Origin of the sequence: Nonomuraea sp. NPDC050547 (genome assembly GCF_044457345.1) — a bacterium.
Classification (GTDB): domain Bacteria; phylum Actinomycetota; class Actinomycetes; order Streptosporangiales; family Streptosporangiaceae; genus Nonomuraea.
In genome coordinates, this window is sequence record NZ_JBITGW010000026.1 from 30,841 (window position 1) to 44,299 (window position 13,459).

The 13,459-nt window shown below is 71.2% G+C and carries 13 protein-coding genes; 2 read left to right on the forward strand and 11 right to left on the reverse strand.

The features are described 5' to 3' along the window. Positions 1-21: 21 nt before the first annotated feature. The 11 genes from mltG (ACIBHY_RS47520) to ACIBHY_RS47570 form a co-directional block, all read right to left on the reverse strand. Positions 22-1,170 (reverse strand): endolytic transglycosylase MltG, encoded by a 1,149-nt coding sequence (gene mltG, locus ACIBHY_RS47520; RefSeq protein ID WP_397258377.1) that lies wholly within the window; start codon positions 1,168-1,170, stop codon positions 22-24. Between the two features lie 211 nt (positions 1,171-1,381). Beyond that, on the reverse strand, positions 1,382-2,761 hold the full coding sequence (gene mltG, locus ACIBHY_RS47525; protein ID WP_397310229.1) for an endolytic transglycosylase MltG: 1,380 nt from the start codon (positions 2,759-2,761) through the stop codon (positions 1,382-1,384). After that, positions 2,758-3,240: a Holliday junction resolvase RuvX gene (ruvX, locus tag ACIBHY_RS47530; RefSeq protein ID WP_397258381.1), complete on the reverse strand. Its 483-nt coding sequence runs from the start codon at positions 3,238-3,240 to the stop codon at positions 2,758-2,760. The genes mltG (ACIBHY_RS47525) and ruvX overlap by 4 nt, the downstream gene beginning before the upstream one ends. 1 nt (position 3,241) lies before the next feature. Further along, positions 3,242-5,914 (reverse strand): alanine--tRNA ligase, encoded by a 2,673-nt coding sequence (gene alaS, locus ACIBHY_RS47535; RefSeq protein WP_397310230.1) that lies wholly within the window; start codon positions 5,912-5,914, stop codon positions 3,242-3,244. Between the two features lie 18 nt (positions 5,915-5,932). Next, positions 5,933-6,163, reverse strand: a complete 231-nt coding sequence (locus tag ACIBHY_RS47540) for a hypothetical protein (RefSeq protein ID WP_397096907.1) — start codon at positions 6,161-6,163, stop codon at positions 5,933-5,935. After that, positions 6,160-6,546, reverse strand: coding sequence for a DUF948 domain-containing protein (locus ACIBHY_RS47545; RefSeq protein WP_397258385.1), 387 nt, complete (start codon positions 6,544-6,546; stop codon positions 6,160-6,162). The genes ACIBHY_RS47540 and ACIBHY_RS47545 overlap by 4 nt, the downstream gene beginning before the upstream one ends. Before the next feature lie 265 nt (positions 6,547-6,811). Next, positions 6,812-8,029: a methyltransferase family protein gene (locus ACIBHY_RS47550; protein WP_397310231.1), complete on the reverse strand. Its 1,218-nt coding sequence runs from the start codon at positions 8,027-8,029 to the stop codon at positions 6,812-6,814. Then, positions 8,026-8,901, reverse strand: coding sequence for a hypothetical protein (locus tag ACIBHY_RS47555; RefSeq protein WP_397310232.1), 876 nt, complete (start codon positions 8,899-8,901; stop codon positions 8,026-8,028). Before ACIBHY_RS47555 ends, ACIBHY_RS47550 begins: the two co-directional genes overlap by 4 nt. A gap of 82 nt (positions 8,902-8,983) precedes the next feature. Next, positions 8,984-9,370 (reverse strand): VOC family protein, encoded by a 387-nt coding sequence (locus ACIBHY_RS47560; protein WP_397310233.1) that lies wholly within the window; start codon positions 9,368-9,370, stop codon positions 8,984-8,986. A 5-nt stretch (positions 9,371-9,375) separates the two neighbouring features. Beyond that, positions 9,376-10,617, reverse strand: a complete 1,242-nt coding sequence (locus tag ACIBHY_RS47565; protein ID WP_397258463.1) for a replication-associated recombination protein A — start codon at positions 10,615-10,617, stop codon at positions 9,376-9,378. A 69-nt stretch (positions 10,618-10,686) separates the two neighbouring features. After that, a complete protein-coding gene (locus ACIBHY_RS47570) occupies positions 10,687-11,136 on the reverse strand; it encodes a DUF2231 domain-containing protein (protein ID WP_397310234.1) in 450 nt (149 codons plus the stop codon). Positions 11,137-11,282: 146 nt separating this feature from the next. Here ACIBHY_RS47570 and ACIBHY_RS47575 point away from each other — a divergent pair, with 146 nt between their 5' ends. Together ACIBHY_RS47575 and ACIBHY_RS47580 are read left to right on the forward strand one after the other, a co-directional pair. Beyond that, positions 11,283-12,179, forward strand: coding sequence for a peptidylprolyl isomerase (locus ACIBHY_RS47575; protein WP_397310235.1), 897 nt, complete (start codon positions 11,283-11,285; stop codon positions 12,177-12,179). A 77-nt stretch (positions 12,180-12,256) separates the two neighbouring features. Continuing rightward, positions 12,257-13,453 (forward strand): cytochrome P450, encoded by a 1,197-nt coding sequence (locus ACIBHY_RS47580; protein WP_397310236.1) that lies wholly within the window; start codon positions 12,257-12,259, stop codon positions 13,451-13,453. Positions 13,454-13,459 lie beyond the last annotated feature (6 nt).

The window sequence follows — 13,459 nt, forward strand, 5'->3', positions numbered from 1 at the left end:
CGGGCGGGAGCCGCCGCCCGCTCAGCCGCCGTTCTTCTTGTACTCGTTCAGCAGCACCTGGAACTCCGCGTCCGTGGTGGCGAACTTGGTGACCTGGCTCTTCGGGTCGGTGGCGACGAAGTAAAGCCACGTGCCCGGTGTCGGGTTGAGCGCGGCCTCGATCGCGTGGTCGCCCGGGTTGGCGATGGGGCCGGGCGGCAGGCCCAGGTGCAGGTAGGTGTTGTACTTCGACGGCGTCTTCGTCTCGGCGAAGGTGGCGGCCGTCTTGTACTTGCCGAGCGCGTACATGACCGTGCTGTCCATCTTCAGGTGCATCTCCGGCTGGTGGGCGAGCCGGTTGTAGACGACGCGGGAGATCTTGCCCATGTCCTCCTGGCGCCCGGCCTCCGCCTGGATGATGCTCGCGATGATCATGATCTCGTGCGGGGTGCGGCCGAGGTCCTTGGCGCCCGCCTCCAGGCCGGTCCGGTCGGCGGTCTCCTTGAAGCGGTCGACCATCTTCGTGAGGATCGCGGCCGCGCTCGACTTCGGCGGGAACTGGTAGGTCGCGGGGAACGCGTAACCCTCCAGGCGGCCCTTGGCGTAACCGGGCAGGCCGAGTCCGCCGGACTTCTTGGCGGCGGCGGTGAAGTCCTTGGCCGGGATCTTCGTCTTGTCGGCGAGCTGCGTGAAGGTGTCGCTGAGGCGCAGGCCCTCCTGCAGCGTCACCTCGGTGTACTGCCGGTTGTTCGCGTCGAGTTCGGTGACGGCGTCCGAGGCGCGCATCTGCTTGCGCAGCGTGTAGTGGCCGGGGACGAGCGAGGCGCTCTTGCCGGAGTTGGTGACGGCGTTGATGAAGGCTCTGGAGTCCTTGATGACGCCGAGGCGCTCGAGTTCTTCCGCGACGTCGGTGGCGCTCTGGCCCTGCCTGATCTCCAGGGCGACCGAGCCGCTGCCGGGGCCGGAGAAGTCGCCGGGCACGAGGCGGTCGCTCACCCACAGGTAGCCGTAGTAGCCACCGCCGCCGACGATGCCGAGCAAGACGATGAGCGCGAGCAGCGGCGCCATGAAACCGCCGCGATTGCGACGGCGGCGACGGCGGCGCCCGCGCCGGCCGTTGCCCTTCTGGCGGCGCGAGCGTCCGTTGTCGTCCTCGGAGCCGAGGAGCAGGTCCATGTCGAGATCGTTCATAGCTGCGATGGCCAATCTCCCGGTATGACCGGCCTGGCGTCAAGACCGGCGAGGGTTACCGAGCGGAACGGGGGGAACCGCCGGTCACATGCGGATGACCAGCGATGATCACTCTGAGTAGCCATGCTAGGGGACGCGGAGAGTGCGTGCGCCCCTTCCGCGGGGCGGCGCAGGGAGACTCCCTGCGGGACGGGGGGTGTCCCGACGAGCATCAGTTGGTCCCGAGGTATTCGTTCAGCTCTTCCCGGTATCTCACAAACTCACTCTCTTTATCGGTGAATTTCGTGATTCTATGCTCCGGATCGGTGGTGACAAACCAGTACCAATCGCCCTCCGCAGGGTTCAAAGCCGCCATCAGCGCCTTCTCTCCAGGGTTGGAGATCGGCCCCGGCGGCAGCCCCGCACGGAGGTAGGTGTTGTACGGCGAGCGCACCCTGGTGTCCTTCTCCGAGACCTTGAGTGTGCGGCGGCTCTGGGCGTACAGCACGGTGGTGTCGAGCTGCAGCGGCATGCCCAGTCCCATCCGGTTGTAGATCACCCTGGCGATCTTCGGGTAGTCGGCGTCCCTGCCGCCCTCGGCCTGGACGATGCTGGCCACCGTCACGACCTCCAGCGGCGTCAGGTTCACCTCGGGAGCACGCTGGGCCAGCTTCACCTCTCCGGCCGCCGTCCTGAACCGCTCCACCATCGCCGCGACCACGTCCGTGGCCGAGGAGTCCGGCTCGATCTCGTACGTCGCCGGGAACAGGAACCCCTCCACGCCTCGCGCGTACTCCGGCAGCCCGAGCAGGTCGGTGTCGATCGAGCGCAGCTCGTTCAGCGGCAGCCCGCCCTGGGCCGCCACCCGCCGGAGCACCTCCTCGGCCCGCATGCCCTCCGGCACCGACACCTTCTTCACCACCCGCGACCCCGGGTGCAGCAGCATGTCCACGGCCGCCCCCGCCGCCATGCCCTTGCGCATCCGGTAGTGCCCCGGCCGCAGCCGGTCGGCGACCGCCTTCTGCTCGGTGGCGTTGATGAACGAGCGCGCGCTCGCCACCACCCCCGCCGCCGTCAGCGCCGCGCCGACCTCTCCCGCACTGGAGCCGGGCTGGATGCGCACCGTGACCGCGCCGCTCCCCTGCCCGTCGAAGTCATCGGGCAGCAGGTACGGCTTCGCCACCACATACCCACCCACACCCACCGCCACGACCGACGCGGCGAACCCGGCCACCAGCAGCCCCTTGGTCCGCCGGGTGAGGCCGCGCTGGGCGGGCAGGGGCACCGTCTCCGCCCCGACCTCCTCGGCCACGTCGATCTCCCCACCGGCCAGCAGTTCCGCGGCCAGCGAGCCCGGGTCGTCCTTGGCACCGCCCTGCGGCGGAACGGCGGCGGCCAGCCCGGCCCCGTCCCGGGCCCGATCCTGCCCCGCCCTGGACGGCTCGCCTCCTGGCGAGCCCTGCTCGGGCACGAAGGCCCCATGCCCGGACCGCTCACCGGTGGACGGCGCACCCGCGGCGGCAGGCTCCGCCGGCGGTGAGTCTTCTGACGGCGGCTCGTCGGGCCGGGGGTCGGGGGCCGGGCCTCCGGCCGGGTGCTCGTGTCCGCTCACCGGGCAGCCCCGTCGTCCGCCCCGGCGGGCGGATCGACGGGTCTGCCCGGTGGCTCGCCTGTGGCGCGTTCCCGGTCGAGGGCGTCCTGCAGCAGCACCACGGCCGCCGCCTGGTCGACGACCCCGCGCTGCTTCTTGGCCTTGACCCCGCTGGCCCGCAGCCCCTGCTGGGCGGCGACCGTGGTCAGCCGCTCGTCGTAGAGCCGGACCGGGATGGGCGCCAGCCGTACCGCCAGCGAACGGGCGAAGGCGCGGGCCAGCTCGGCGGCCTGCCCCTCACGGCCGGACAGCGAGGTGGGCAGGCCCACGATCACCTCGATCGCCTCGTGCTCGGCGGCGATCGCCGCGATCCTGGTCTGGTCGCCCTTGCCGCGCCTGACCGTTTCGACCGGGGTGGCCAGCAGCCCCGAGGGGTCGCTGCGGGCCACGCCGATGCGTACCGACCCGACGTCGACGCCGAGCCTTGTGCCGAACCTCATGTCAGGTGAGCTGCTCACCGACGGACCGCTCGACTGCCTGCAGCGCCTCGGCGACGGCGCCCGCGTCGGTGCCACCGCCCTGCGCGACATCGTCCTTGCCGCCACCGCCACCCCCAAGTGCCTTGGCGGCGACGCCGACCAGTCGCCCGGCCTTGAGACCACGCTCGCGTCCCGCCTCGTTGACCGCGGCAACCACCACGGGCCGTTCGGTGGGGGCCCCGGCGATCACGACGACCGCCGGGCGGTCGGCCGGGAACCTGCCGCGCACATCAAGCGCGAGCTTACGCAGGTCGTCGGCACCGGTTCCATCAGGCGCGCGGTGCGCGACGAAGGAGACTCCGTGCAGGTCACGCGCCTGCGAGGCGAGTTCGCCGGCGATCTGGAGCACCTGGGCCGAGCGCAGCTTCTCCAGGTCCTTCTCGGCGGCGCGCAGCCGGGAGACGATGCCCTCGACCCGCTCGGGCAGTTCCTCGCGGCGGGCCTTGAGCTGCTCGGTGAGCTGGGCGACGAGCAGGCTCTCGCGGGCCAGGAAGCGGAAGGCGTCGATGCCGACCAGCGCCTCGACGCGGCGCACGCCGGCGCCGACGGACTGCTCGCCGAGCACCTTGACCAGGCCGAGCTGCCCGGAGCTGTGGACGTGGGTGCCGCCGCACAGCTCGCGGGAGTAGTCGCCGATCTCGACGACGCGGACCTCGTCGCCGTACTTCTCGCCGAACATGGCCAGGGCGCCCATGGCGCGCGCCTCGGCCTGCGTGGTGTAGAAGGCGTTGACCTGGAGGTCGTTGATGAGGACGGCGTTGACCTCGTCCTCGACGTCGCGCAGCACGCTCTGCGGCACGGCGCCCGCGGCGGTGAAGTCGAAGCGGAAGCGGCCGGGCGAGTTCTCCGAACCGGCCTGCGCCGCGGTCTCGCCGAGCGCGTTCTTGAAGCCGCGGTGGACGAGGTGGGTGGCGCTGTGGCTGCGGGAGATCGCGCGGCGGCGCTCGATGTCGATCTCGGCGTGCGCCTCGTCGCCGGCTCTGATCTCGCCCTCGCGCACGCGCCCGCGGTGGACGACCAGCCCGCCGATGGGCGACTGCACGTCGAGGATCTCGGCCTCACCGCTGCCGGTGCGGATGACGCCCTGGTCGGCGAGCTGGCCGCCGCCCTCGGCGTAGAAGGGGGTACGGCCCAGCACGATCTCGACCGTGGTGCCCTTGCCGGCGACGGGCACGGTGGCGCCGTCGACGAGGATGCCGAGGATGGTGGAGTCGGCCTCGGTGGCGTCGTAGCCGAGGAACTCGACCTTGCCCGCCTTCTCCAGCAGCGTGCCGAAGACGGAGATGTCGGCGTTGCCGGTCTTCTTGGCCTTCGCGTCGGCCTTGGCGCGCTCGCGCTGCTCCTTCATGAGGCGGCGGAAGCCGTCCTCGTCGACCCGCAGGCCCTGCTCGGCCGCCATCTCCAGGGTGAGGTCGATGGGGAAGCCGTAGGTGTCGTGGAGCTGGAAGGCCTGGTCGCCGGAGAGCGTGCTGCCGGACTTGCGCTTGGTCTCCTCGACCGCGACGTCGAAGATCGCGGTGCCGGTGCGCAGCGTGCCGAGGAAGGAGGCCTCCTCTGCGTCGACGACCGCGTGGATCTGCGGGGCGTCGGCCTTGAGCTCGGGGTAGGTCTCGCCCATCGCGTCGATGGTGACGTCGGTGAGCTCGTGCATGTAGCGCTCCTCGCCCGAGCCCAGCAGGCGCAGGTTGCGGATCGAGCGGCGCAGGATGCGGCGCAGCACGTAGCCGCGGCCCTCGTTGCTGGGCGCGACGCCGTCGGCGACCAGCATGGTGCCGGTGCGGACGTGGTCGGCGATCACCCGCAGGCTGATGTCGGCGCGCGGGTCGCGGCCGTAGCGGGTCTTGGTGAGCTCGGCGGCCTTGTCGAGGATCTTGTAGGTGGTGTCGATCTCGTAGAGGTTGTCGACGCCCTGCAGGATCGTCGCCATGCGCTCCAGGCCCATGCCGGTGTCGATGTTCTTGGCCGGCAGCTCGCCCGCGACGTCGAAGTCGGTCTTCGAGCGCACCGCGCTGAGCTGGTACTGCATGAAGACGTTGTTCCAGACCTCGAGGTAGCGGTCCTCGTCGGCCACCGGGCCGCCGTCCCTGCCGTACTCCTGGCCGCGGTCGTAGTAGATCTCCGAGCAGGGGCCGCCGGGGCCGGGCACGCCCATGTGCCAGTAGTTGTCCTCCAGGCCGCGGCGCTGGATGCGCTCCATGGGCACGCCGACCTTGTTGTGCCAGATGTCGATCGCCTCGTCGTCGTCGAGGAAGACCGTCACCCAGAGCTTCTCCTCCGGGAAGCCGAAGCCGCCGTCGGACTCCGCGTTGGTCAGCAGCTCCCAGGCGAAGGGGATCGCCTGGTCCTTGAAGTAGTCGCCGAAGGAGAAGTTGCCGAGCATCTGGAAGAACGTCGCGTGGCGCGTGGTCTTGCCGACCTCTTCGATGTCGGGCGTGCGCACGCACTTCTGCACACTGGCCAGCCGGGCCGCCGGAGGCTTGCGCTGCCCCAGGAAGTACGGCTTGAACGGGACCATGCCCGCGGGCACCAGCAGCAACGTGGGGTCTTCGGCGATCAGGCTGGCCGAGGGCACTACTTTGTGCCCACGCTCCTCGAAGAAGCGCAGGAAGCGGCGAGCGATTTCTGCCGACTCCATGTCAGCCATCCTTTGCAATCAGTGGTGGTTGTCACCGTTGTCGAGCCCGAAGCGGGCGCGCAACGTGGTTTCGCGCTCGGCGGCCTCGCCGAGCGCGTCCGAGGTAAAGTCTCTCACCTGCTCCAGGAGCCCCGCCGCGTTGTCCACGGTACGGCGGGCCACATGCTCGGGACGCAGAGCCTGCAGCCTGCGCATCACCCAGACCGCGGTGAACGCGCCGAGCGACAGGTAGAACAGGCGGCGGATCATCGGTGCCGCCTCACCCGGGGGCGCGGACGGCGGGCCTGGATCGCCCTGCGCACACCGTAGCTGAGCGCCGAGACCTTGATCAGCGGGCCCGTGAAGATGGTCTGGGTCACCCCGCTGAGCTTGGCCGCGTGCGAGCTGACCTGCTTGACGTCCTTCGTGATCGCCTCGACCGCGACGAGCTGGCGATTGGCCTCGTTGACCGTGACGCTGACGTCTTCGAGCAACGGCACCACCCGCTCGCTCAGGTCGGAGACCATCTTGGTGGTCTCGGTGAGCAGCCGGGCGAGCTTGACGAGCACCATGGCCAGCACGCAGACCAGGACTATCCAGCCCGTGGCGGCGATCAGCCCGGCGACCTCTCCAGCGGTAAGCACTCCGCTCATCTCCCTCTTACGCTGGGCCGGAACGCCAAGACCCTATCGCGTCCTCCCGACAGAAGAGGGCATCAAAGGCCGGCGGCGGGACGCAGCGCGCCCGTCGGCGCACGTGCCGCCGCCGTCACCCGCCATCGCACCGCGTCCCCTGCGCGCTCCCCGACACGGGCACGGACCTCGGCGGGCTCGCTGAAACGCCGAAAGCCGGGCCCGGGTGAAACGCAGGGGCGGGCCCGGGTGAAGGGCCGAGGGGCGGGGGAGGTTCGGGTGCCGGTCAGGCCGGTTCGCGTGGGCCGCCGCCCAGCGCGTCCACGCAGAGCTGGGCGAAGCCGTTCAGGCAGGGCAGCAGGAGCAGCCAGCCCGCCAGCGCCCAGCCCAGGTGGATGTGGGTGAGCACGTGCGCGACGGCCGCGACGCCCTGCGCCCGCAGGCCGTCGGCGCGCTCGTAGGTGATGCGGCGCAGACCGGCCGGGTGGGTCTCGGCGGCCACGACCCGCAGCGCGACCGGGCCGCGCCGCTCGATCCAGGCGCCGACCTGGGAGCACTGCCCGCACGTGGCCGCCACGTACACGGTCGCGGGCACCGCGGCCGGCCGCCGGCGCGGCAGCCAGGCCCGCACGGCGGCCCGGTAGGCGGCCCAGTCCGCGCCGAAGCGCCGCGTGAGCTGTTCGCCCTCGTGCCAGGCGGCCAGCCCGGCGCCGTAGGCGAGGCTGATCGCCGCGGCGGCGAGAAAGCGCACGTCGAGTACGGCCAGCAGCACATACCCGGCGGTCATCGCCACCTGCATGGGATTGCGCACATAGGCGTAAGGCCCGCCGGTCACCAGCCGCCGGGGCGGGTCGTAGGGAAAGGGCGTGCCCCCGCCCGTCCTCGCGAACTCGCGGACCGCCGAGGCCCCCATCACGAACGGCACCGCCAGCGCCTGCGCCATGAGCGCCAGCACCCACGCGGGCTGCCGCCACACCCCGAGCAGCAGCACGGGCGCGACGACCCCGAGCCCTACGGCCAGCACCACCTGGAACCCGGCGCGGGCCATCGGCAGCGTCCCCCGCACGGTCCAGCGGATCAGCAGCAGTCCGGGCACGAGCGCGAGGCCGACCGCCACCGCCTCGCCGTACAGCCAGTCGGGCCCGAGCACCACCACGGGCTCGGCCAGCGGCATCACCGCCAGGTCGAACCAGGCCAGTCCCGCGGCGCCGAGCGCCGGAGGTGCGTCGGGGAAGGCCAGCGCGGGCAGCGCGCCCCACAGCAGCGCCCAGCCGAGCAGCAGGTCGAGTGGTACTCCGGCCAGCGTGCCGCCCTCGGCGTGGAAGGTCCACCAGCCGCCCTGGTTGACGGCCATGAGCACCATGGCGTTCCAGCCGGTGGCCAGGATGGCGGCGGCGGCGCGCGGCGGACCGAGCCGGCCGGCGCGCGCGGCGAGCAGGGCCGCCACGAGGACGGCGGCCAGCGGCAGCATCAGGCCGAGCCCTCTGATCAGGGCGGCGCTCACCGCGCACCGGCGAAGGTCCGGGCCAGGTAGCCGGCGGCCTCGGTGGCGGCGTGGCGCTGGATCGGGCCGAAGTACCAGGAGGGGTCGAAGGTCCTGCGGTAGCTCAGCGCGACGGTGAGGCGACCGCCGTTCCAGGTGAACGCGGCTTCGCGCAGCTCCAGCCAGCGGGCCAGCGTGGTGTCGCGGGCCACCTCGAACACCACCCGGCCAGGGGCGCTCTCCTTCACCCTCAGCGTCATCGAGCGCGGCTCGGGCTCGGCGCCGATGCCCAGGGAGCGGCGCGGGCTGAAGACGATCTCGCGCGTCGCGCCGGCCTCGAGCCCGGTGCCGCTCGCCGACAGCGCCCGCGGGAAGCCGAGCTTGAGCAGGACCGAGGTGTAGGGCGCGAACCGGGGCGGCGCGGCCAGCGCGGCGGCCACGCCCCCCGGCGCGGTGACGGACGCGCTGACCACCTCCTCGCGTGGCATCGACGTGGCCTCGCCCGCCCCTTCGAGCACGACCAGCAGGAGCAGCGGTGCGGCGAGCATCTGCGGGCCCCTGGGCCCCTGGGCGCGCAGATAGTCGGCGAACGCCCCGAACAGCGCCCCCACCAGGTAGAACAGCGGCGCGGCGAAGACCAGGCAGACGATCCCCTCGCCCAGCAGCGGGCCGGCGAGCGCGAGCGCGACGGTGATGACCGCCATCACCAGCCCGATGGCCGAGCGCGGCTTGGCGACCAGCACCACGGTGATGGCGATGACCGCGGGCACGCCCACGTAGAACACCGCCGTCTGCTCCAGCCCTCCGGCGTGCAGCAGCTTGTAGGCCGCCATCGCCGCGAACAGCGCGCTCACCACGCCCGCCAAGGTCATGCGGGCGGCATTCCGCTCCATCGCGAACCCCTTAACCGAATGCTTTAATCGAACGCTCAAACCTTACGGCAGACCGGGGCCGGGCAGAAGACCCGGGTCGCACTCAGCCGGTGGCGCGCACCAGTTCGATCTCGAAGCCCGCGGCGTTCTCCAGGTAGGCCGCGTGGTGGGCGGGGCCGCCCGCGTAAGGGTGGCGGTCGGCGAACAGGAGCGTCCAGCCGTGCTCGCGCGCCTCCTCGGCCAGCGCGTCGGGGTCGTCCACGTGGAAGGCGAGATGGTTGAGTCCGGCGCGCAGCCGGTCGTGGCGGCCGGGTACGCGGGCCGGCGACTCCTCCAGCACCACGTAGGTGCCGCCGAGCAGCCAGGACCGCCCGCCCTCCCAGCTCTGGAACGGCGCGTAGCCCAGCCGCTCGAACAGCCAGGAGAAGCCGGGCAGCACCTCGCTCAGGGAGTCGACCCACAGCTCGACGTGGTGCAGCGTGCCGTGCACGGCGCTCACTCGCCCCGGAGGAAGGCGCGGATCTTGGCCCACCGCTCGGCGACGGGCGCTTCCGCGCCATGCCTGGTCGGCTCGTAGTAGCGGCGCTCGCGCACCTGCTCCGGCGCGTAGTCCTGGCGGACGACGCCGTGGTCGAAGTCGTGCGGGTACTTGTAGCCGTCGCCGTGGCCGAGCTTGGCCGCGCCCGGATAGTGGGCGTCGCGCAGATGGCCGGGCACCTGGCCGATGAGGCCCTTGCGCACGTCCGTCGCCGCGGCGCCGATGGCCTTCACCACGGCGTTGGACTTGGGGGCCATCGCGCAGTGGATGACCGCGTGCGCCAGGTTGATCTGACCCTCCGGCAGGCCGATGAGCTGGACGGCCTGCGCCACGGCCACCGCGGTCTGCAGGCAGGTGGGGTCGGCCATGCCGACGTCCTCGGAGGCGAAGATGACGATGCGCCGGGCGATGAAACGGGGGTCCTCACCGGCCTCGATCATGCGGGCCAGGTAGTGGAGGGCGGCGTCGGCGTCGGAGCCGCGCATCGACTTGATGAAGGCGCTGATGACGTCGTAGTGCTGGTCGCCCTGGCGGTCGTAGCGGACGGCCGCCTTGTCGACGGCCTTCTCGACCACCTCGACGGTGATGTCGTCGGCCAGGAGCGCCGCCGCCTCCAGGTAGGTCAGGGAGCGCCGGGCGTCGCCGCCCGCCAGCCGTACGAGATGGTCGAGGGCCTGCGGGGCCAGGCTCGCGCGGCCGCCCAGGCCGCGCTCCTCGGCGACGGCGCGCTCCAGGACGGCGCGGATGTCGTCGTCGGACAGCGACTCCAGGGTCAGCAGCAGCGAGCGCGACAGGAGCGGGGAGATGACGGAGAAGTACGGGTTCTCGGTGGTGGCGCCGATGAAGGTGACCCAGCGGTTCTCGACGGCGGGCAGCAGCGCGTCCTGCTGGGCCTTGTTGAAGCGGTGGACCTCGTCGACGAACAGCACGGTCTGGCGGCCGGTCATGCCGAGCTCGCGCCGGGCGTTGTCGATGGCGGCGCGCACGTCCTTGACGCCCGCCGAGACGGCGGAGATCTCGACGAAGCGGCGCTTGGTGACGTTGGAGACCACGTACGCGAGCGTGGTCTTGCCCGTGCCGGGCGGCCCCCAGAGGAACAGCGACATCGGCGCCTCGCTCTCGACCAGCCGCCGCAGCGGCGTGCCGGGACCGAGCAGGTGCCGCTGGCCGATCACCTCGTCGAGGGCGCGAGGTCGCATCCGCACGGCGAGCGGCTGCGGAGTGGCCTCCTCCGCCGCCGAATCGAACAGGCTATCCACAAATCGAGACTACAGGGTCCACACCGCTCTCGCTCCCGAGTCGCCGGCGCGGAACACGTAGTACGCGGCCACGAGCGCCGCCACGACCGTGAGCACGGAAAGGACCAGCCCCACGGTCTTGTTGCGGGCGGCGAAGACCAGCAGCAGCGACAGGGCGCCGAGGGCCAGCGTGGACAGCATCAGCGGGGTGGCGAAGCTCTCGTGGGTGGCGATGCGCCGGCCCAGGTCGCCGTCGGCGGTGGCGAACCGGGCCTCCTTCAGCGCCATGCCGCTCTGCCTGGCCGCGAAGACCGCGCCGGGCGCCAGCACCGACAGGGCCACCACCGCCCAGGCCAGTTGGGGCCGCCAGCGCGAGACCGCGGCGTAGACCACGGAAACGGCCACGAGCAGCGGCGTCAGCACCACGGCGAAATGGATGATCAGGGGGTGGGCGGGGAGCCCGAGGATCTCGTTGAACATGGCAGCACTCCGTTCTCATTTCAACTACGTATGAGGCAAGGACCTGGTTCCCGTCCCTTCCGCCACTTACGTACACCACATAAGGGAGGCCGGTAGCATTCGCGAAGTTGTTTGGTCATGTGTCGGCAAAGATGGAGGACATATCCGTGAGCGGCGACGACCGCCAGAGCGAGCTGGCGCGAGAGCACAAGGAGCGGCAGGCGCGGCGTGCTGCTGGGGAGAACGCCAAGGGCAGGCGTAACACCCTCATCGGCGGCGGCGTGGCCCTGGTCCTGGTTGCCGGCGGCATCGTGGCCGCCACCACCCTCCTCGGCGGCGGCGACGACGCCAAGAAGGTCGCGGCGACGTCCTCGCCGTCCCCGTCGTCCAGCGCCTCCTCGGAGCCCGAGCCGTCGATGACGCCGAAGACCGGCCCGATCAGCTGCACGTACACCAAGGACACGCAGGACGTCCCGAAGAAGTTCGTCGGGTTCCCGCCCAAGAAGCCGGGCGACTCCTTGAAGATCAAGACGATGACCGTGGTCACGAACCGCGGCGACATCGTGATCCAGGTGGACCCGAAGTTCACCCCGTGCACGGTCAACTCCATGGCGTTCCTGGCCAAGAAGAACTTCTACGACAACACCAAGTGCCACCGCCTGGTGGTGCCGGAGAACTCGGGCCTGTTCCTGCTGCAGTGCGGTGACGCGCTGGCCAAGGCGGACGGCAAGAGCCCCACCGACGGCCAGGGCACCGCGGGCTACGTCTACGGCGACGAGGCCGCCGGGGCCATGCCGTACACCCGCGGCGTGGTCTTCCTGACCCAGCCCACCGACGCCCAGGGGCAGAACTCCAGCCAGTTCGCCATCTCGATGTCGGACGAGAACACGCAGCTCGACCCGGCCTACTCGATCCTCGGCACGGTGACCAGCGGCCTCGAGATCATCGACCAGGCGTCCAAGGAGGGCTTCATCGTCAACCCGGACGACATCACGGGCGACGGCGGCTCCACGGCGCCGAAGAACCCCTTCATCATCAAGGATGTCAAGATGTCCACCAAGTGATGGTGATTCCCGTCACAAGCGGCTGATCGGCCGCTTCCGCGGAGCCAGAGTGGATCTGGACCCAAAGGAGTGGCCGCATGCCGGAAAACCTGCCTTTCGAGTTCTTCTTCTCGCCCGAGTTCAGCGCGAACCCGTACCCGATGTACGCGGAGCTGCGCGCCAAGGGCCCGATCCACCGGGTGGACTTCCCGCCGGGCGCCGAGGCGTACGTGGTGGTCGACTACGAGCACGGCCGGGCGGCGCTGGCCGACCCGCGACTGTCCAAGAACATCGACAGCGGCCCGGAGTGGTTTCGCGACGCGGTCCGCGTCGGCGATCCGATCCTCGCCGACAACATGCTCATGTCGGACCCTCCCGACCACACGCGGCTGCGCAAGGTCGTTCAGCGGGCCTTCACCCCGCGCCGCATCGAGCTGCTGCGGCCCAGGATCGAGCAGATCACCGGCGAGCTCCTCGACGTGATCGAGGGCCGGGGCCGGGCCGAGCTCGTCTCCGACTTCGCCTTCCCGCTGCCGATCGTCGTCATCTGCGAGCTGATGGGCGTACCGGCCGAGGACCGCGAGCTGTTCCGCGAATGGTCGGCCGCGCTGGTCGATCCCGCGATCGACGAGGAGCAGCAGGCCAGCCGGGCGCGGGCCACCGAGTCGCTGCGCGCCTACTTCGCCGACCTGATCGCCGCGCGCCGCGCCGCGCCCGGCGACGACCTGGTCAGCGTGCTCGTCACCAGCCCCGAGCTCGACGACAAGGAGCTGCTGTCCACGCTGGCGCTGCTGCTGATCGCCGGGCACGAGACGACCGTCAACCTCATCGGCAACGGCACCCTGGCCCTGCTGCGCGACCCGGAGCAGTTCGCGCTGCTCAGGAGCCGCCCCGAGCTGGTGCCGAACGCCGTGGAGGAGTTCCTGCGCTTCGACGCGCCCGTCGAGCGCGGCACGTTCAGGATCGCCGTCGAGGACCTGGAGATCGCCGGAACGCCGGTCGGCAAGGGCGCCTTCGTCCACGTCTCCATCGGCGCCGCCGGCCGCGACCCGCGGGCCAACGCGCACCCCGACGGGCTCGACGTGGCCCGCCAGGACACCCGGCACGTCTCCTTCGGCCACGGCATCCACTTCTGCCTGGGCGCGCCACTGGCACGCCTGGAGGCCCAGGTCGCCTTCGCGATGCTGCTGGAGCGGCTGCCGGACCTGCGGCTCGACTGCCGTGAGGACGAGCTCTCGTGGCGGCTGAGCGGTTCGATCCTGCGCTCGCTTTCCGCGCTGCCCGTGGCGTTCTAGGGTGAT

What these genes read in the sequence shown, in the direction of transcription:
- mltG (WP_397258377.1), bottom strand. Translation starts at nt 1,170, where the DNA reads ATGAACGATCTCGACATGGACCTGCTCCTCGGCTCCGAGGACGACAAC.
- ruvX (WP_397258381.1), bottom strand. Translation starts at nt 3,240, where the DNA reads ATGAGGTTCGGCACAAGGCTCGGCGTCGACGTCGGGTCGGTACGCATC.
- alaS (WP_397310230.1), bottom strand. Translation starts at nt 5,914, where the DNA reads ATGGAGTCGGCAGAAATCGCTCGCCGCTTCCTGCGCTTCTTCGAGGAG.
- ACIBHY_RS47540 (WP_397096907.1), bottom strand. Translation starts at nt 6,163, where the DNA reads ATGATCCGCCGCCTGTTCTACCTGTCGCTCGGCGCGTTCACCGCGGTC.
- ACIBHY_RS47545 (WP_397258385.1), bottom strand. Translation starts at nt 6,546, where the DNA reads ATGAGCGGAGTGCTTACCGCTGGAGAGGTCGCCGGGCTGATCGCCGCC.
- ACIBHY_RS47555 (WP_397310232.1), bottom strand. Translation starts at nt 8,901, where the DNA reads ATGGAGCGGAATGCCGCCCGCATGACCTTGGCGGGCGTGGTGAGCGCG.
- ACIBHY_RS47565 (WP_397258463.1), bottom strand. Translation starts at nt 10,617, where the DNA reads ATGCGACCTCGCGCCCTCGACGAGGTGATCGGCCAGCGGCACCTGCTC.
- ACIBHY_RS47570 (WP_397310234.1), bottom strand. Translation starts at nt 11,136, where the DNA reads ATGTTCAACGAGATCCTCGGGCTCCCCGCCCACCCCCTGATCATCCAT.
- ACIBHY_RS47580 (WP_397310236.1), top strand. Translation starts at nt 12,257, where the DNA reads ATGCCGGAAAACCTGCCTTTCGAGTTCTTCTTCTCGCCCGAGTTCAGC.